The sequence below is a fragment of the Spiroplasma endosymbiont of Crioceris asparagi genome (assembly GCF_964020035.1).
In the GTDB taxonomy this organism is placed as follows: domain Bacteria; phylum Bacillota_I; class Bacilli_A; order Mycoplasmatales; family Mycoplasmataceae; genus TIUS-1.
On the sequence record NZ_OZ026475.1, the window covers coordinates 662,748 to 683,182 of the forward strand.

18 protein-coding genes and 1 riboswitch are annotated in these 20,435 nt (G+C 27.3%); all 18 genes read right to left on the reverse strand.

Annotated elements, in window-relative coordinates; all coding sequences use genetic code 4:
• Positions 1–5: 5 nt before the first annotated feature.
• Entirely contained in the window at positions 6–1,511 is a 1,506-nt protein-coding gene (locus AACL01_RS03170) for a YfcC family protein (protein WP_339022708.1), read from the reverse strand.
• A gap of 29 nt (positions 1,512–1,540) precedes the next feature.
• Complete coding sequence (gene argF, locus AACL01_RS03175) at positions 1,541–2,536, reverse strand: ornithine carbamoyltransferase (RefSeq protein WP_339022710.1); 996 nt, start codon at positions 2,534–2,536, stop codon at positions 1,541–1,543.
• 18 nt (positions 2,537–2,554) lie between these two features.
• Positions 2,555–3,733, reverse strand: coding sequence for an arginine deiminase (locus AACL01_RS03180; RefSeq protein ID WP_339022712.1), 1,179 nt, complete (start codon positions 3,731–3,733; stop codon positions 2,555–2,557).
• Between the two features lie 205 nt (positions 3,734–3,938).
• On the reverse strand, positions 3,939–4,112 hold the full coding sequence (locus tag AACL01_RS03185) for a helix-turn-helix domain-containing protein (protein WP_339022714.1): 174 nt from the start codon (positions 4,110–4,112) through the stop codon (positions 3,939–3,941).
• Positions 4,113–4,126: 14 nt separating this feature from the next.
• Positions 4,127–5,020 carry a class II fructose-1,6-bisphosphate aldolase gene (gene fba / locus AACL01_RS03190; RefSeq protein WP_339022716.1) on the reverse strand — a complete coding sequence of 298 codons (894 nt, stop codon included), beginning with the start codon at positions 5,018–5,020 and terminating at the stop codon, positions 4,127–4,129.
• Between the two features lie 52 nt (positions 5,021–5,072).
• Entirely contained in the window at positions 5,073–6,677 is a 1,605-nt protein-coding gene (locus AACL01_RS03195; RefSeq protein WP_339022718.1) for a CTP synthase, read from the reverse strand.
• Positions 6,678–6,714: 37 nt separating this feature from the next.
• Entirely contained in the window at positions 6,715–7,092 is a 378-nt protein-coding gene (gene rpoE / locus AACL01_RS03200) for a DNA-directed RNA polymerase subunit delta (RefSeq protein ID WP_339022719.1), read from the reverse strand.
• Positions 7,093–7,114: 22 nt separating this feature from the next.
• Positions 7,115–8,302 (reverse strand): HD domain-containing protein, encoded by a 1,188-nt coding sequence (locus AACL01_RS03205; RefSeq protein WP_339022720.1) that lies wholly within the window; start codon positions 8,300–8,302, stop codon positions 7,115–7,117.
• The gene (gltX, locus tag AACL01_RS03210) at positions 8,303–9,754 is read right to left on the reverse strand and encodes a glutamate--tRNA ligase (protein WP_339022722.1); all 1,452 of its coding nucleotides are present in this window, start codon (positions 9,752–9,754) and stop codon (positions 8,303–8,305) included. It abuts the gene before it with no gap.
• A gap of 71 nt (positions 9,755–9,825) precedes the next feature.
• Positions 9,826–10,740 (reverse strand): hypothetical protein, encoded by a 915-nt coding sequence (locus AACL01_RS03215; protein ID WP_339022724.1) that lies wholly within the window; start codon positions 10,738–10,740, stop codon positions 9,826–9,828.
• An 8-nt stretch (positions 10,741–10,748) separates the two neighbouring features.
• Positions 10,749–11,846 (reverse strand): redox-regulated ATPase YchF, encoded by a 1,098-nt coding sequence (gene ychF, locus AACL01_RS03220; protein ID WP_339022725.1) that lies wholly within the window; start codon positions 11,844–11,846, stop codon positions 10,749–10,751.
• A 6-nt stretch (positions 11,847–11,852) separates the two neighbouring features.
• Entirely contained in the window at positions 11,853–12,731 is an 879-nt protein-coding gene (locus tag AACL01_RS03225; RefSeq protein ID WP_339022727.1) for a ParB/RepB/Spo0J family partition protein, read from the reverse strand.
• Positions 12,718–13,485, reverse strand: coding sequence for a ParA family protein (locus tag AACL01_RS03230; RefSeq protein WP_339022729.1), 768 nt, complete (start codon positions 13,483–13,485; stop codon positions 12,718–12,720). The genes AACL01_RS03225 and AACL01_RS03230 overlap by 14 nt, the downstream gene beginning before the upstream one ends.
• 52 nt (positions 13,486–13,537) lie before the next feature.
• Positions 13,538–14,242: a 16S rRNA (guanine(527)-N(7))-methyltransferase RsmG gene (rsmG, locus tag AACL01_RS03235; RefSeq protein WP_339022731.1), complete on the reverse strand. Its 705-nt coding sequence runs from the start codon at positions 14,240–14,242 to the stop codon at positions 13,538–13,540.
• Positions 14,243–14,294: 52 nt separating this feature from the next.
• Positions 14,295–15,248: an ABC transporter permease gene (locus AACL01_RS03240; protein WP_339022733.1), complete on the reverse strand. Its 954-nt coding sequence runs from the start codon at positions 15,246–15,248 to the stop codon at positions 14,295–14,297.
• A 1-nt stretch (position 15,249) separates the two neighbouring features.
• Complete coding sequence (locus AACL01_RS03245) at positions 15,250–17,364, reverse strand: ABC transporter permease (RefSeq protein WP_339022735.1); 2,115 nt, start codon at positions 17,362–17,364, stop codon at positions 15,250–15,252.
• Complete coding sequence (locus AACL01_RS03250; protein WP_422397968.1) at positions 17,357–18,880, reverse strand: ABC transporter ATP-binding protein; 1,524 nt, start codon at positions 18,878–18,880, stop codon at positions 17,357–17,359. The genes AACL01_RS03245 and AACL01_RS03250 overlap by 8 nt, the downstream gene beginning before the upstream one ends.
• A gap of 1 nt (position 18,881) precedes the next feature.
• Positions 18,882–20,231 carry a BMP family ABC transporter substrate-binding protein gene (locus tag AACL01_RS03255; RefSeq protein ID WP_339022738.1) on the reverse strand — a complete coding sequence of 450 codons (1,350 nt, stop codon included), beginning with the start codon at positions 20,229–20,231 and terminating at the stop codon, positions 18,882–18,884.
• Positions 20,232–20,362: 131 nt separating this feature from the next.
• Positions 20,363–20,425, reverse strand: a riboswitch (nucleoside riboswitch).
• Positions 20,426–20,435: the final 10 nt, after the last annotated feature.

The following is a 20,435-nucleotide window of genomic DNA, read 5'->3' on the forward strand; positions in this document are numbered from 1 at the left end:
CTAAATTATGCAATGTTTTCTGCACCTTTAATTCCACTTATTGCTCCACCAATTAAAAGTAGCGCAAAACTTGCTAATGTTAAAATTAGTATAATTTTTCACATATTTTTTAAATATTGACCATAATCAATTTTTGCAATTGAAATCGCCCCCATTACAACACCTGAAGTTGGTGTAAATAAATTTAATATTCCACAAGCAAATGAAAATGCTGTAATTATTCCCGATGTTAAAACATTAGGATCTTTTGCCATAACTCCTTGCAACAGTGGAATTACCGCTGTTGCAAAACCTGATGTTGATGGTATTAAAAATGATAATGGTAAAAAAGCAATAAATAATACCATTAAAATAACAATGCTGTTTCCCATATTTCCAACTGAATTAGCTAAACCATTAACAAATAACTCTTGCATATGAGAGGTAGTTAAAATGAAACCAACACCTGCGGCTGTAGCAATTATTAAACAAACAGATAATATATCTGAAGCACCTAATAAAAATTCTTTGATGAATTTATCTTCTCCCAGACCATTAACAATTCCTAAAACAATTGAACCTATTAAAAACATTGCGGCCACAATATCTAATCCACCGTGACCAAATCCATCTGCCTTACCAGTTAAATAAGGAAAATTAATAATTACATTTTTTCCAAATCTTTCCATAATATCTGTTTTAAAAATTGCATCTCAATTTACTAAATAGCAAATCATAAAAGTAAGAACAAGAAAAAATATTATAATTGTGGTTTTTCTTCTTCCATTCATTTCAATTTTTTCTATTTTTTCTGATAAAAAGAATTTTTTATCTTCTTCTAGTGTTTTAAAAAAACATGATTTTTGTGGATTTCTTTTAATTTTATATGCATAAATAATTACAAATGTTATTGAGATGGTGGTTAATACTAATCAAGAAACTATTCTTCAAACAAGTCCATCTCCAACACTTGTTTTAATATCTTTAATACCATTAATTGCAACACCTATCAAAAATGGGTTTACAGTTGAAGCTAAAACTCCCACTCCAGCTCCAAGCATAACAATTAAAAAACCTACTCATTTATCAAATCCGGCAGCAATCATCAATGGAATGCATATTAAATAAAATCCCAATGATTCTTCAGCCATTCCTTCTGTTGTTCCACATATTGAGAAAAATGTCATTAATGGAATGATTGCTCAAATTTCTTTACCTTTCATTTTTCTGGTTATACCTTGTGAAAATCCTTCTAACGCCTTAGAAGAAACAACAATTGTTATAAATGAACCAAGTATTAAAATAAAAATTAAAATGTCTGCTTTACCAATAAAACCTTTTATTGGAGCTCAAAATATATCAAATATCCCCATAGCCTCAATATTTGTGTTTTGATTATTTACTTTTGTACTTACTCCAGATCATTTTAAAAATCAAGATATAATTACTAGCGCTGCAATTATTATCATTAAAATACTAAATGCCGACAACATTTTAAAATGAAACTTATGTTTTGATTTTGTTTTAATCATATACCTCCTTTTTTAATATAAAGAAGAAATTATTTACCTATTGTCGCAACCATAATTGCTTTAATTGAATGTAAACGGTTTTCTGCTTCTTCAAACACTCATGATCTTTTTGATTCAAATACATCATTTGTGACTTCCATTTCTTTTAATCCAAATTTTTCATGAATTTCTTTTCCAATGTTGGTATTTAAATCATGATAAGATGGTAAACAATGCATAAATATTGCTTCCTTATCAGCAACCTCAAATAATTTTTTATTTACTTGATAAGGTTTTAAAAGTTTAATTCTTTCTTCTCAAACTTCTTTTGGTTCTCCCATTGAAACCCAAATATCAGTATAAATAACGTGTGCGCCTTTGGCTGCTGTCAAAGGATCTTCTACAAACTCTAATTTAGCACCTGTTTCTTTTGCAATTTCTTTACATTTATTAATTATAGTTTCATTAGGTCACAATTTTTTAGGACCACATGCTACAAAGTGAACACCCAATTTAGCACCACAAATCATTAAAGAATTAGCAACATTATTTCTTGCATCACCAAAAAATACAACTTTAATTCCTTTTAAATCTTGACCAAATTTTTCTCTCATTGTCATATAGTCTGCAATCATTTGTGTTGGGTGATATAGTTCAGAAAGCCCATTATAAACTGGAACCCCTGCATATTTCGCTAATTCATCACAATCAGATTGTTTCATACATCTAAATTCAATAGCATCATACATTCTTCCTAAAACTCTTGCTGTATCAGCAATAGATTCTTTAATTCCCATTTGTGAACCTTCAGCTCCAATGTATGTAACATGTGCACCTTGATCTAATGCAGCAACTTCAAACGCGCATCTAGTTCTTGTTGATGTTTTTTGAAATAAAATTACAATATTTTTACCTTTTAAATTTTCTTGTTCATTACCTGCATATTTTGCACGTTTTAAATCTCTAGACAAATCTAATAAGTACTCAATTTCTCTTGTAGAAAAATCAAGTAGTGTTAATAAATTTCTTCCTTTTAAATTAATCATTTTAATTCTCCTGTTCTTTTATATATTTTCTCTTTCGATTGGCATTGACATACATCTTGGCCCACCGCGCCCTCTTGATAATTCACTTGAAGGAACTTCTAAGACTTTAACGCCAGCATCTTTTAACATTGAAATAGTTTTGTGATTACGTTCATAAGCGATAACTACTCCTGGTTTAATTGTTAAAACATTAGTACCATCATTTCATTGTTCTCTACCGGCAGCAATTTTATCTTCACCACCACATTTAATAATTATTGGTTCTTTTCCAATTAATTCTTTCAATAGTTCTGAAAGTGATTGATTTAATAATTCTTTTTTATTTTCTGTTATTTTGTAAATTTTGAATAAATTTTCATCGTCAAATATTAATGGATGAGCAATAAATTTATCATAGTCAATATTTGTGAACACAGTATCTAAATGCATGTATGCTCTTGATTTGGGTAATTCAAGCACAATTATTTGTTTAAATGTGTCTTCTTTAAGTATTTTTTTAGATAGTTTTTCAATCGCATTAAGTGATGTTCTTTGTGATGCTCCAATTACTAGTGTGTCAGCATTTAAGACCATTACATCACCACCCTCAATGTTATCTTTTGAATCTCTTTCATATCATAGTGGGGTATCTTTAAAATCTTTGTGGTATTTGAAAACATATTCTGGAAATATGGTTTCACGATTTCTAGTAACACTTCACATATGATTTAAAATAATTCCCTTTCCAGAAGATGCAAATGGATCTCTTTGAAATAAAGTGTTTGGTAATGGGTCTGTAATAAATGGATAATCTTCTTTATTTGAAGTGTCTAAATCTATTTTCATAGTTCCCCCAATCATTTCATTTACCATTTCCAAATTAGGCATTTTTGTAATAAATTCTAAATATTGTTGTTTTCATTTTTTATCAATATTTGCTTCTTCTACAAATTTATTAATAAATTCACTCCTGATTTCTGGATTTTGTTCTATGGTTTCTGCCATTAATTCTTCAATGTAATAAACTTTAACTCCGTTTGCTTTTAAAACTGAGGCAAAATTATCATGTTCTTGACGAGCAATTTTTAAAAATGGAATGTCATCAAATAACAATCTTTCTAATAATTCTGGTGTTAAATTTTCAACTTCTTTTCCGGGTCTGTGTAATAAAACAGAATTTAACTTCCCTATTTCTGAATATACTTTAATTTTATTCATATCCTCCTCCTTGTGCGTTATGCACGGTTTTGATATTTTCTTTTCTTTTAATATGGATAATCTATTTATAAATAAATTACCCATACTCTTATTTAACAACAAAAACAAAATAAAAATAGGTTATTTTCCAAAATACCTATTTTTATTGGATAAATTTCCATTTATTATTATTTTAATATTCATAAAAAAATAATGCCTTTTGACATTATTTTTCGTATTTTGTTTTTAACCCTTCAAATCCGTGTTCTTCATATTGTTTAAGTCATCTTCTTAAAGAAGATACACTAATATTTCTTGTCGGTGCAAAACTAATAATTGTTGCTCCTGATTTTTTAAAGTCTTCAATGATTTTTAATTTTTCCTTTGCAACTATAAGCATATAGAACTAATTATTTATTTTGCTTTTCCGTAGCAACCAAACATTTTTGTTAATTCATTGAATGTGTCTTTAATTGCTTGCGCACCAGGTGCCATTAATTTACGTGGATCAAATCCTTTGGCATTGTCATCTAAATCTTTTTTAGCTTCAATATATTTTCTTGTAGCATCTCTAAATGATAATTGTAATTCTGTGTTTACATTAATTTTTGAAATTCCTAAGCTAATTGCTTTTTTAACTTGGTCTTGAGGAATTCCGCTTCCACCATGTAGAACCATAGGCATTTTACATGCATTTTGTAATTCTTCTAATGTTTCAAATGAAAGTGTTTTTCATCATGATGGATATTTACCATGAATATTTCCAATACCAGCAGCTAAAATATCAATACCTAATGATGCCATTTCTTTTGCTTGTTTTGGATCTCCTAATTCACCTTGTCCTACAACACCATCTTCTTCTCCACCAATTGAACCAATTTCTGCTTCAATTGAAACTTCGTATGATTTTGCGAATTCAATTAATTCTTTAGTTTTTTTAATGTTTTCTTCATATGCTAAATGTGAACCATCAAACATAACTGATGAATAACCTGCTTCAATACATTTTTTAGCCATTTCTAATGATTGACCGTGATCTAGATGTAGAGAAACTGGAACAGTAATATTTAAGTCATCTAATAAACCATTAACCATTCCTACGATTGTTTTAACTCCACCCATGTATTTTATTGCACCTTCTGATGTACCAAGAATTACTGGTGTTTTAGATTCTTGTGCAGCTTGTAAAACTGCTTTTGTTCATTCTAAATTGTTAATGTTAAAATGACCAACAGCATATTTATTTTTATGTGCTTCGTTAACCATTTCTTTGGCATTAACTAATTTTTTGTGATATATTTTTGCCATATATTTTCCCCCAATATCTTAATTATATATATTAATTACTAATGTTTATTAACTAATTTAAACTTTTGCTAATTGCTTCTACAAAACCCATGAACAATGGATTTGGTTCATTAATTTTAGAAGTAAACTCTGGATGATATTGACTTCCAATAAAAAATGGATGATCTTTTAATTCGATTATTTCTACTAATTCGTTACCATCATTTATCCCAGAAATTAACATTCCATTTTCAATAAACATTTCTTTATACTTGCTATTAAATTCATATCTGTGTCTATGTCTTTCAATAATAGTATCTTTTTTATAAAGTTCAAATGCTAAAGTGTTTTTGCTAATTTTTGTTGTGTATCCACCAAGTCTTAAAGTACCACCTAAATTTTTACTATTATGATCTTCAATAATATAAATAACAGGATTTTTAGTTTTAGAATCAACTTCTGTTGTATTTGCATCTTTTAAATTTAAAACGTTTCGCGCAAACTCAATTGCTGCCATTTGCATTCCGTAGCAAATTCCTAAATATGGAATTTTATTTTCTCTTGCAAATTTAGCAGCTCATATTTTTCCTTCAGTTCCATCTGAACCAAAACCACCAGGAACCAATATTCCTTTTGAATCTTTTAACAAATCTTTATAATTTTCTTCATTTAAGTTTCTAGCATCGATTCAATTAATTTCAATTTTTTTTCTTTGTCAATATCCACTAATTTTTAAAGATTCTAGAATTGATAAATAGGCATCTTGCAATGCGATGTATTTCCCAACAATTGTGATTGGCACAACATCTTCTGATGCGTTGATATTTTTTACAATTAAATCTCAAGTTTTTGTATTTAATTTTTTTGTATTAATTTTTAATTTTTCACCAATTAGTTTATGAACGCTTTGTCCAATTAAAACTTTAGGAACGTTATAAATTGTTTTTTCATTTTTACACAAAATAATTTCATTTGATCTTAAGTTACATGAACTAGAAAGTTTTTGTTTTATAGATTCTGAAATTTCTTTTTCACTTCTAATTACTAGCATATCTGGTTGAATCCCAATACTTAGCAAACTCTTAATTGAATGTTGTACTGGTTTTGTTTTGTGTTCTCCAGTTGCATTTAAGAAAGGTAACAATGCTACATGAATAAAAAATGTATCTTCACGATTTAAATCATTTTTAATTTGTCTAATAGATTCCAGGAATGGAAGTGATTCAATATCTCCAACTGTTCCCCCAATTTCACAAATAACAATATCATATTTATCAACTCCATTAAATTGATTAATTTTTGATTTTATTAAATCAGTAACATGAGGAATTATTTGAACGGTTTTACCTAAATAATCACCACGGCGTTCTTTTTCTAAAACTTCTTTGTAAATTTTACCGGCACTAAAAGAAGAATATTTGGTAAGGTTAACATTACCAAATCTTTCATAATTACCTAAATCTAAATCTGTTTCAGCACCATCTTCGGTAACGAATACTTCTCCATGTTCAATTGGGTTCATTGTTCCTGGATCTATATTTAAATAAGGATCTTGTTTTTGCAAAAAGACATTTAAACCTGATGATTTAAGAATTGCTCCAATAGAACTAGCTATAATTCCTTTCCCAATTCCTGAAACAACACCACCTGTAATAAAAATATATTTTGTTTTTTTCATTTTTCCCCCAAACAAAAAAGTATGTTAAAACATACTACTAATATTCATCTTCTTCTAAATCATCATCTAGATTAATATCATCACTTTGTAAATCATCATTTAATTCTAGTGTGTCGCTAGCATCGTTAAAATCATCAAATTCTTCTGTTGTTTCAAAATTATCAATATAGTCATATTGTTTTTTAACATCTTCTGATTTTAAGTGTTGTCTTAATCCTCATTTACCTTCACTAGTTAATGCAAATCTATTATCTAAGACTAGGTCGCTGTACAAATCAGCTATTATTTCATTTTTTTGATTATTTGTATCAAGTTTATATTTTGATGAAATCTTTTTTCATATTTCTTCAAATGAAGCACTTCCCTTTAGTTTAAGCAAGTATTCATAAACTATTTCAATTAATGATTCATTCATTTTTGCCTCCAAAATTATATGCTTATTTTATACTATTATTTTTTGCATAAACATACAAATTTAAAATAATATCTTTATTCTTATTTTTTATAATGTTGCTAACTTCTGATAATTTTTGCACATTATTTTTTTGATCAAAAAACAAAATTGGTTTTTCTGTTTCATCATATAAAGTTGCATCTTTATATTTTTTAACTGCAAAATAATATTTATGATCTAATTTAAATTCTTTTTTAAATTTTTCATATTCTTTATTTTCGATATCAAATTCTGCTTCGTGATATTCTCTATTTAAAAGTTTTCATGATAAATCTCTAAGTATTTCATCTTCTTCAAATGCGCATTGTTTAAAAAATTCATACATTGAACCATCATCTAATAATAAAAATTTATCTAGTCTTGTGGGCTTTCCATTAATTGAATCTTCTAAAGCTTCGATCATATTTATTGATTTAAATTTATAATTTTGTTTGCTTAAATCTTTAACTCTTTCTAACCAAAATTCTAAACCATAAAAAAATGCTAATGCTTTTTTGTGCTTATAAATTTGTTTATACATATGATATCTACCTATTAGATAGTCCTCGATTGCTGGGACAAGTTTTTTGTTAAACACAAGTTTATTATTAATAACTTTCGCATTAGAAAGAATAAAGTCAATATCGAATTGTGAATAAGTAACTCCCACAGTTAGTGAATCTCTCATCAAATAATCACATCTGTCAGCATCAAATTGACTTGAAATAATCGAAACTAATAATTCATTTTTATGTGTTCCTTCAATTAAATCCCCAATTTGTTTTGGATCAAGATTATATTTAAGTAATACTTTATTAATTTGTGTGGTATTTGAATTAATAATTTTTGATGAATATTTTTCATGTTCTTCATTCGCAAATGGTTCTCATAAATGAGAAAACGGTCCATGACCAATATCATGCAAAAGACCTGCAGTTTTTAATATCATTTGATCTTGTTCATTAATTTTGCTACTTATTTCTTCATTTTTTAAAAACTTTGTCACAATGTGATATGTTCCTAAGCAATGTGAAAATCTTGAATGTTTAGCAGAAGGGAAAATATATTCAGATGAACCTAATTGAGAAATTCTTCTCAATCTTTGAAACTCGGGACAATTAATTAATTCTCAAATAACATCATCCTTAATATAAATATTTCCGTGAACATTATCTCTAATAAACTTTTCCATTTATACTCCTATAATAGTTTTGATATTATTGATAACTTTTTCTTTACCTAAAATGTAAATAACTTTAGCAAGTTCAGGACCATGTTGTTCATGTGAGGTTAATAACCTTATTGGCATAAATAAGTTTTTGCCTTTAATATTCAACTCAGCACTAATCTCATTAATTATTAATTTAATATTTTCTTCATCATATTTATTTGAATACATAAATTTATTTATCAATAAATTTGAAATCTCTTTATAGTTAAATGTTTCTAAAAGTGTTTTATTTTCGTTAGTTATTTTTGAATCATTAAAGAAAATCTCAATTAAATTATTTATTTGAATTCCATAATCAATTTCTCTTTTAAATGCCAATAACATTATATTAATTTTTTCATCATTATAATTTGAAAAATCAAATTTTTTATAATCAACAAAATTTTTTATAAATTTTAAATACTCTAAATCGTCCATTTTTTTTATTCATTGCTTATTAATTCATTGTAGTTTTTTAATATCAAATGTACTTGGCGATTTAGAAAATCTTTTTTCATCAAACACTTTAATTAATTCTTGATTTGAAAAAATTTCTTGATTAACACTTGGGCTTCATCCTAAAAGCGCAATATAATTAAAAATTGCTTCTGGTAAATATCCATCCTTTTTATATTGAGAAATAAAGAACGCTTGATTGTTACTTCTTTTTGAAAGTTTCTTTTTATTTTCATCCACAATTAAAGTCATGTGTGCAAAAACCGGAACTTCTCAACCCATGACATCATAAATCATTAATTGTTTGGGAGTATTTGAAATGTGTTCTTCACCTCTAATAACATGAGAAATTTTCATATCATAATCATCAACTACTACTGCAAAATTATATGTCGCTACGCCATTTGATTTTACTATCACAAAGTCACCTATATCTGATGAGTTAAACTTAATTTCTCCCCTTACAAGATCATTAATTTTATATTCTTTATTTTCAGGAACTTTAAATCTAATACTATATGATTTATTTTCATTTAAATTTTTTTGAATTTCTTCTGTTGTTAATTTATAACAACTACCAATATATCTTGTTGCGACAATTCCTTTTGCTTTTTGCAATTCTTTTTGTTCTTCTAGTTCTACTTCAGTACAAAAACATTTATATGCCATTTTTTTATTAATTAAAATTTCAGCAATTTGTTGATAATCATCTAATTTTTCTGATTGTTTATATTTTCCATATTTTTTATTAGGATTAAACAAACTTTCATCTGGAATAATTGATAATCATTTTAAATTATCAAATTGAGATTCAATTGCCCCTTCAACATTGCGATCAAAATCAGTGTCTTCAATACGTACTATAAAACTACCATTTTTATTTTTTGCGAACAAAAAATTCATTAGAGCAGTTCTTGTGTTTCCTATATGTAAATAACCTGTTGGTGATGGCGCATAACGTAATCTAATATTTTTCATTTGAACCTCTAATATTTATTAATTATATAATAACTAATTTTAAAACAAAAAAACCGCACAAGCGGTTTTTGTTATCTTTTTGTTGATGAAGCCATCCTTAAATAGGTATGACGAACACCTCTAATTGCAATGCTATAAGTTTTAATATTTTCTGGCAATGCTAAACCAGGAAATCCGGTATCACCAATATGATGCATATCTGCACCTGCCATTTTTGCATATAAAGCTATTTGTTTTATAGTTTGCTCATCAGAACCTTCTTGAGAGGTTCCAATAGCAGTTAGTGCTAATTTTCCTAATTTATGAATTTGGTCAATATATTTTTTAGCTTCACATAAATCAATTCCTGGAACTGTCCCTGGTGCGGGAATTAAAATAACATCTGCTCCAGCTTGCGCAAAATCATTAATTTCTTTTTCAGAAATGATTTTTTCATCAACTCCAGCTGAATGCATTTTACCAGCAACAATAATAATTTTATCTTGAAGCTCTTTTTTAATTTCTTTAATTGAATCAATAATTGCAGTTTTACTTATTCCATTTCCTGGATTACCTGTTAAAACTATAAAATCAACGCCCATTTCACAAAGTTTTCTAGCATTATTTTTTGTTGCTAGTCGACCATTTGTAATTGATCAAAATTCATTTTGTTCTTTGTTAAAAAAATTTTTGTCAACTGGTTCTAAATTTACTCCAATAGATCTACCTGTCATTTCTTTTAACTCTTTAATTAAATTATTTTTTTCTATATTATTTGGCATTCCATTTATAGATGGATTTTCTACATCAAATAAATTTAAAAACAAAATATCGGCCCCAAAAGCACAAGCTAGTTCAGAATTTGTAATGGATTGAAGTAACGGTTGAAGTGTAACAATGTTTTCACTAACCAATATTCGACCCTCACTATTTTTAATAGCTTCAATTAAATTTTTACCTTTTGTTGCTTTTATTTCAGAAGCATTCATACTTAAATATCTTTTCATTATTCTACCTATTTATTAAATTTAAATAAACACACATCGCCATCTTTAACGACATATCCTTTTCCTTCTAATCTAATTTTACCTTTATTTTTTAATTCAGCTTCGCTTTTATATTCAAAAAGATCGTCACATGAATAAATTTCTGCCTTTATAAAACCCTTTTCAAAGTCTGTATGAATAATTCCGGCACATTTTGGGGCAGTATAACCTTTTTGAAATTGTCATCCTCTAGCTTCTTGGGGGCCACAAGTAAAATATGTTTGCAATCCTAATTCATTATAAGCTGCTTTTACCAACATTTCTAAACCAGTATTATTTGCACCAACTTCTTTTAAAAACATCATCTTTTCTTCTTTAGATAATTCCGAAATTTCTTCTTCTAATTTAGCACATACCTTTATACAAATTAAGTTGTTATCTTTTGCATATTTTTCTAACTTATTATAATTTTCATTTGTAGTTGTTAAATCTTCTTCAGAAACATTACCCACAAAAATTATTTTTTTATAAGTTAATAATTGAAAGCTTTCAATTATTTCTTGTTCTTCTTCTTTTCAATCTAATTGATTAACCATTTTTGCATTAGCCAAACCAGCTTTTATTTTTTGTAAAATTTCATATTCTTGAACAATTGCTTTTTCTTTTGTGTTTTTTGCTTTTGGAGATAATTTTGCTATTCTTTTTTCAACTGAACTTTCATCAGCATAAATTAACTCAAGTTGAATAGTTTCAATATCTCTTATTGGATCAACATTTCCATCAACATGAGTTATGTCTTTATTATTAAAACATCTAACAACATGACAAATTAAATCTGTTTCCCTAATATTTGATAAAAAGGCATTTCCCAAACCTTCTCCCTTGCTAGCTCCAGCAATTAAGCCTGCAATATCAACAAATTCAATCGTTGGATAAATTGTTTTTTTTGAACTAAAAATTTCCGCCATTTTTTCAAGACGTTCATCTGGAACTTCAACAACTCCTACATTTGGTTTAATTGTTGCAAATGGATAATTTGCAGCTTCAACTCTTGAATTTGTTATAGCATTAAACAACGTTGATTTTCCAATGTTTGGCAATCCAACTATTCCTACTTTTAATCCCATATATACCTACTCATCTAATAAATCTAAAATTTCTAAAATTCTATTTAAATCACTTACACCTATGTAATTTATCTCTATTTTTTTATCGCTTATAACAACTTTTGTGCCTAATTTTTTCATCATTCTTTTTTCAAGATGTTTAACATCGGCATCTTTTTTGTTAATTTTTTTTCTGCCTTTTTTATCTAAAGTTCTAAATTTAACTAAAGCCTCTGCTTGTCTAGCAGATAAATTTTTAGCAATTATTGTATTAAATATTTCTTTTGTTAATTCTTTATTATCAACAATAGTAATCAATGGTCGTGCTTGACCAGTAGAAATTTTTTTACCTAATATTGCTTTTTGAATATAATCAGGTAAATTTAAAAGTCTCATAATGTTGGCTACATATGATCTAGATTTTTTAATTCTTTTAGCAACTTGTTCTTGTGTTAAATTTAATTTTTTAGCCAATTGATTATATGCAATTGCTTCTTCAATGTCTGACAAATCTACTCTTTGAATATTTTCAATAATTGCCAATTCTTCAACTTGTAAATCAGTTAATTCTAAAACAACAACTGATAGCTCTTTTAATCCAGCAACTTTTGCTGCACGAAATCTTCTTTCCCCAGCAACAACTTGATATCTTTCAGAATCAATTTTTTTTACAAGGATTGGTTGAATTAACCCATGCTCTTTTATTGAGTCTGCTAGTTCTTGAATTTGTAATTCATCAAATGTTTTTCTTGGTTGATAAGGGTTAGGAATTAGATTTTTTAATTCAACTACATTTTGTTCTATTTTTAATTTTGGATTATTTCCTATAACATCTAAAATATCTTCGGCATCATTTCCTAATAAGTCACTAATTCCCTTAAATTTATATTTACTATTTGCTGCCATTTTCAATTACCTCTCTTGTAAATTCTAAATATGCTTTTGCCAATTTACTTGATTTATCATATTCATATATTGATTTACCCTCTATGGGTGATTCTGCGATTTTGATTGATCTTGGAATTACCGATTCATAAACTTTTGTTCCAAAAGTTTTTTTAATTTCAGTCAAAACATCGTGACATAACCTTGTTCGTGAGTCAAACATTGTGACCAACACACCTTCAATTAATAAATTTTTATTTGTTGTTAGTTTTATGTTTTTTACAGTTCTCAATAATTGTGCAACCCCATGAAGCGCATAATGTTCAGCTTGAATCGGTATCAATACAGAATTAGAAGCAGATAGTGCATTTATATTTGACAAATTTAAACTTGGCGGGCAATCAATAACAATGTACTCATAATTGTTTTTGATTTTTTCTAATTCGTGTTTTAAAATTAATTTATTTTCGTCATTGTTAGAGATTTGCGAATCTAACATTGTTAGAGATATTGAACTGGGAATTAAATCTAAATTGTTTTTAATATTTTTAACAATTATATTTTCAATTTTTTCTTTTCCTAAAAACATTTCATAAATTGTTTTAGAAAACTTGTCTATTTCAAAGCCAACCCCGCTCGTTGCATTGAATTGCGGATCAACATCAATTAAAAGTGTTTTATGACCAAGCATTGCAAAACCACACGCAAGATTAATTGCTGTTGTTGTTTTTCCAACACCACCTTTTTGATTTGATATCGACATAATTTTAGACATAATTTTCCTTTGTTATTTTTTTTAATATCTCTTATTTTAGCATACATATTTTTTAAGAACCTAATGGCTTGTTTTTTATATGCCCATATTTTCTTGGATAAATTTTAGGAGTTTTAGAGTTCTTTTTGTAAATAACAGTTACTCTTGTTCCAAGATTATCAATTTCATATTTGTGGCTATTTTCTAAAACAAACCCAACTTCATTTTCTTTATTGTTAAGTTCACCAATTTCTTGTAAATAAGATTTTGATTTTAAACAAACTAAATTTCCACCAATAGTAATTAGCTGTGAAGAAATTTCAATTAAAATATTTATTTTAGAAACCGCTCTTGAAGTAACAACATCAAAAAATTCTTTATGATTTAATTCTTCAACTCTTGAATTTATAACTTTTACATTTTTTAACTCAAGTTGCTTAATTACCATTTCTAGAAACAAACATTTTTTAGAATTTGATTCAATTAAATAAAATTCAGAATTTTCAAATACAATTGCAAGCGGAATTCCAGGAAAACCTGCCCCGCTTCCTATATCTGCAATTTTTTTATTGTTGAATTCAAAATCCTTTATAGGAATTAGCGAATCAAAAAAATGTTTTAAATAAACATCTTTTTCTTCAACGATTGTTGTTAAATTGTATTTTTTATTTTCTATAATTAAAATATTAAAATATTTCTTAAACATTTGTAATTGTTTTTCAGACAAATTTAAATTTAAAAATTCTTTAACATTAATTAAAAAGTCATTTTCATTCATAGAAATATTTTAAATTAAAAAAGCAGTATTGAATACTACTTTTATTTTATATTTATCTTTTTGACTTATCAAACGGTACACCATTTGCGGCAGGCGCTTGTGATTTTTTAGAAAACAACACCATAACAGCTATTGTTATAATGAATGGAATTGTTTTTAATAAGTTTTGATTTTTACGAATAAAATCACTATCTTGAATAAGGTTATTTCCATATAATGCAAATGAGAATAAGAAGGCAAACATAAGTGCTCCAATTGAAACATAATGAATTTTTCATTGTCCAAATATTAATATTGCCATAGCAAGGTAACCATAACCATTTGTTGTTCCTGTAAACTCTCCGCTATTTAATTTAGAAACAACTAACACCCCGCCCGCAATTCCTGATAAAAATCCAGAAACGCAAACAGCTATATAACGATATTTATTTACGCTTATCCCGGCTGCATCAACTGCATTAGGGTTTTCTCCCACAGAAATATATCTTTTTCCATATTTTGTATAAATTAAGAATATTGCACAAATTGCACAAATCACAATTGCAATAATAAATCATCATTGTATTCCACATATTTCAATCGGTTTTCTATAACCAGCGTCGATGGCATTTACATTACCATTCAATCCAAAGTAACCAGAAGATACTATAAATGCCGCAATTCCTAAAGCTAATAAATTTATTGCAGTACCAGAAATTATCTGATTTGATTTTAAAGTTATTGATATATATCCATGTATTAATGCTATAAAAATTGTTACAACCCCCGCAATTAAAACTACGTACAATTGATTATATAAATTAACATTTGTGGTATCAGTATTTATAACTTTTCCAAGAATTGCTGTGACTAGTGCTCCTATTGTCATCATTCCCTCAATAGCTATATTAACAACACCGGCTTTTTCACACATTAATCCCGCAAGTGAAGCAATGATCAATACAGATGCTAGAGAAAAACCATAGTCGCTAAATCCACTTAGGTTTGAGCTTAATAACATATTCATATTAAAAACCTCCTTTAATTTTGCTTAAGTTTTTTAAGTAATTTTCATATGCTTCGTTAATTCGTTTTTTCTTAATTACTTTATTTAAGTAAGTGTAAATTTTTAATTTTTCTTTTGTTGTGTTTAAATTTTCATTTTCATTAACTAGCAGTTTTGCTTTTTTTTCATTGTTATAATTTTTAACAAAATTAACTATATCCATAAATTTTTTACTATTAACTTCTTGTGAATATTTTTTTAACTCAGCGACGTCTGCAGAACCATCTATTAATGAGTTATAGTATTTTTCTTTTTCTTGTTTTATGTTTTCACAATCTGATTTGTAGTTTTCAATAAGACTAGCTATATTTAATTTATAATTTTCTTTTAATTGATTTACATTGCTTTGATTATTTTTAAATTGTTGTTTTTTATTTCTATAATTTAAAAGGATTTCGTGTTTTTTATTTCTATAATTCATTTTAACTTCTTTAATTTTGTCATTAATTTTTTTGATTGAATTAATATAATCATTTTTAGATAATCCAGAATTATTGTTTTGAGATATTTGAATTTTATAATTAGATTTTAAAACCATTTTTTGTTCATTTAATTTATTTAGATTCTCATACTTATCATCTTTAATTTTGATTAAACTATCAACTTTTTCAAAGTATCCTTTTTGAAATTTAACATCAGCAATATAAGTTTCTTTTAATTGTTCTTTTGAATTTATGAATTTATTATGAAGTTTCCTTTTCATAATTTTAAACTTATCTTTTTTGTTTATTCAAAGAAGTGAAGCATCGTATTTTCTTGCGGTTAACTCTGTTTTTGCGTTTTCTCACTCTTCAATAAATTTATCCAAAAGTTTTTGTTTTTCTAGGCGTGATAAATTTTTATTTTCTTCTTCAAAAGTTTTAAATAATTTACTTACTTCTAATTTGTATTTATTTTTTAATTCTTTTTTATCAAAAAGTTCCTCTTTTATTTGGCTTCGATAATCATGTTTTAAACTTTTATACTCTTCTGTTCGAATAAATCGAAGTTTATCAAATCATTCTTTATTAATTGAAACTTTATAAAAAATAACTGACATTGCTGAGAAACACACAGTCAACCCAAAAATCAATGAACCTGTTTGTGAAGGCATTTGTAATCAAGGGGCTGATGCTGTATCTCCAATTTCAAGAATTGCTCATAAAATTGATATTGCAAAAATACCAAAAGGATTATTAAACGCAACTAGAGAAATGGCAATTGCATCAAATCCTATTGTAGGCATTGAATCACTTCCTATATTTATTGCGTTATTTGTTGTACAGCCTCATACAAATCCTGCTATTCCCGAAATTCCAGCTGATAATGAAATTGATTGAATTATTTTAGAATTAACATTTATTCCAGCATTTTTTGCAGCGTCTTTTGAAAGTCCAACTGCTTTTATTTTAACACCAAATGTAGTTTTTGAAAAAATAATTACTACTACTGCTAAAATAATAAAACCAATTATTAATGGAAATATATATTCATTATTTCCAATATTTAGTATTCCTGAAGGAATACTTTGTGTTTCTCCTGTTGAAAGCATTGTATCAACAAAATGATTTTTAAATAAATATCACACTATTCAATTTAGCATGATAGTTGTTACAACTTCATGAATATTAAATTTTGCTTTCAATACTCCCGCAATGGCTCCTAAGGCCGTTGCAAATGATACTGCAGCAATAAATGCTACAAGATTTTGTCCGGTTGTTGGAGATTGATCATCACCAATATTAAATCATGTTTTATATACATATAATGCAACAAAGAAAGCACCAAACATTTGCCCAGGAACACCAATATTAAATACACCTGATTTAAATCCTATACTTACCGCAATTGCTGCTATTAAGAATATTGCAATTCACTGAAGGGTTTCATTTAAAAATAGTCCAAATGAAAATTTAATGCAATAATGAAAAAATTCTATTGGGTTTTTACCTATAACTAGTATCAATAAACTTGATATTAATATACCGATTATTATTGAAAATAGTGCTCCTTTAAAATATGAAAACTTTGTTTTTGTCGATTCAGATCTTAATGCGTTCTTAGTTATATTTTTTAATATTCCAAAATTATTATTCATAATTATTACCTGCCATTAATTTACCTATCTCTTCCTTTTTAACACCCTGAGCGTTGATTGTTTTTACAATTTTACCTTTATTAATAACAGCAATTTTATCTGCTAAAGCCATAATTTCATTTAGTTCATAAGATATTAATAAAACTGCTTTATTTTGATTTTTTTCTTCAAGAATTTTTTCATGAATAAATTCAATTGCACCAACATCTAGTCCCCTTGTTGGTTGAAAAACAATTAATAAATCATGATTTTTAATCATTTCTCTACCAACAATTGCTTTTTGTTGATTACCACCAGATAAAGCTCTACTTAATGCATCCCCGTCTCTTGCGCCACGCACATCAAATTCTTCTATAATGTTTCTAGAATATTTTTTCATTTTACTTTTATTTATTAAGCCTTTATTTGAAAACTCTTTATTGGATATTTGATCTAAAACCATATTTTCGCTTACTGACATGTCTAAGACTAATCCATATTTATGTCTGTCTTCTGGAACATGACTTATACCCATTTTTTTTCTTTTAACAATTGGCAATTTTGTTACATATTTTCCCTTAAAAACAATTGCACCAGCAGTTTGTTTTTTAAGTCCAACCAATGCTTCAACTAATTCTTTTTGTCCACTACCTTCTAATCCTGCTATTGCAAGTATTTCTCCTCTATTAATTGTAAGAGATAGATTTTGAATGGCATCTAATCTCGGATTAGATTCTTTTTTAACTGTTAAATTAAAAATTTCTAAAATCTTTTCGCCTGTTAAATTTTTATATTGATTTTTGACTTCGACAAGTTTTCTTCCCACCATTGCTTCAGGGATTTCGTCGCCTTTTATTTCTGAAATTTTAAATTCAGCAACATTTTCTCCATTACGTATTACTGTTGCTTCATCGGCTACAGCCATTATTTCATCAATTTTATGAGTAATAAAAATTATTGTTTTACCATTGTTTTTTAAATTTTTAACTATTTCTAAAAATCCATCTATTTGTTGTGGTGTAAGAACAGCGGTGGGTTCATCAAACACAATTATATTTGCTTGTCTAAATAGTACTTTTATAATTTCAACTCTTTGTTGCATTCCAACAGAAATATCTTTAATTTTTGCATCGAGATCAACAAATAAATTATACTTTTTCATAACATCTGTGATTTCGCGTTTAATTTTATTTTTATTAACAAATGGACCATAGCCGCTTTCAATTCCAAGAACAATATTTTCTCAAACTGTTTTTACTTCAACTAATTTAAAATGTTGATGTACCATACCAATTTTTAATTTATTAGCAACAATTGGATTTGAAATTTTTACTTTACTATCATTTATAAAAATTTCACCTTCTGTTGGTTCATACAAACCAAATAATATACTCATAAGTGTTGATTTACCAGCACCGTTTTCACCAACAAGTGCATGAATTGTATTGTGTTTTACAAATAAATTTATGTTTTTATTGGCATATAACGTACCATTAAAAACTTTGGTTATGTTTTCCATTTTTACAGCATGTTCCATATTAATTATTCACTCCCGTTTTTTTAAAATCATCTAATAATTTTTTAACTGTTTCTTCAATAAGATCTTTTTTAAAGTATGTTTTGGGTGGCTTTGCAGGATCTGTTTTACCATTATATTTTAATACTAAATCTGTTTTTGCTTTAGACATTTTATTTATATCTATGATTGTGCTTAGACTTGAATCTGAAGATTTTTTTTCAACTAAATTATCACTTTTGTCGTCTTCTTTCATAAACACCTTAGATCATTCATATTTAAGACCAATATCATCTGAAGAATGAAAATTTTTTGCGAATGGTGATTCTATTTTTGGATTACTTTTATATTCTTTAATTTTATCCAACATTGTCATTGCAGAACCTTTTATGTTTTTCCCTGCGCTTAACAACGTTCTATTTTTTGGTAATATACTTGCTTGATCTGTATCAACACCAATTACATATGCACGAGTGTGTGCAATAACATCATTTACTTCAGGTCCGGCAACAGGAAAAATAACATCTGATTTATCTATTGATTCAATTATTTGAGCTGTTGGTGCTCCTGGTGCAAATGAATTTGAATATCAACGACTATCTGTATTAATTACAGGTGTGTTTAAATCTGACAAACTATTTGTCTCTTCTAATTCCTTATTTCAGTTACTTCCTCTTGAATTTAAATTAACTAAATTTTCTAAAGCAATTTGTCTATCTAATGTATTAGCTTTTTGCATTAATTTATTTCAAGTTATAACTGAGACAACAAATCCTCACATAAAGTTATCAACACCAGTTTTGTTTGAAATCCCTGCAAAAGTACCAAATCTAACATGGTTATCTGTAGAAACAATTGCTCCTTGAAACTTATTATCTTTTTTTGTTGTTGCTCAATTTGCCGCACGAAGACCAGCCTCAAATCCAGCCATTTCTGATTCAAATACAACACCTAAACCTTTTTTATTTTTTTCAGACACTGAAGCATCCAAAACAATAAAGTTTGTTTTATTGGTTAAAACACTGTCAATTTGGCTTAGTGTGCTTCCATGTGCAAATCCTGGTAAAACAAGGGTTTCTGCGCCTAAATAAGAAGACATTTTGTATGCTCTTAACAAAGTTTGAGTATTACTATTTTTAGACTGTAAATAATTTTTAGAAATTTCTTGATTATTTTTTTTTCCTCAATCTCTAATTGCATCATATGCTTGTTCATTAAAACCGTGATCTTTTATATTATTTCCATCTGTCACAAGAAACGCCCTATAGCCTTCATCTCCATAAACTCGCTTAGTACCAGCACATGAAACAACAGAAGATAATGAACCAGAAACAATTCCAATACTTAATAAGCTAAGAATTAATTTTTTCATTTTTTTCTCCTTTTCTTTTTTAATTAATTTCTTGAATTATATTTTTAAAAAACTACAAACTTAAGATTAAAAAATCTTGCATTGTTTATAAAAAAACCTTTCATGTTGTACATGAAAGGTTTACTTATTTAAGTTACAGTCCCTTGATTGGTCAAGGGGTGGGTCAGTGGCCCGTTATGCCACACTATGTAAACTTTTCAATAT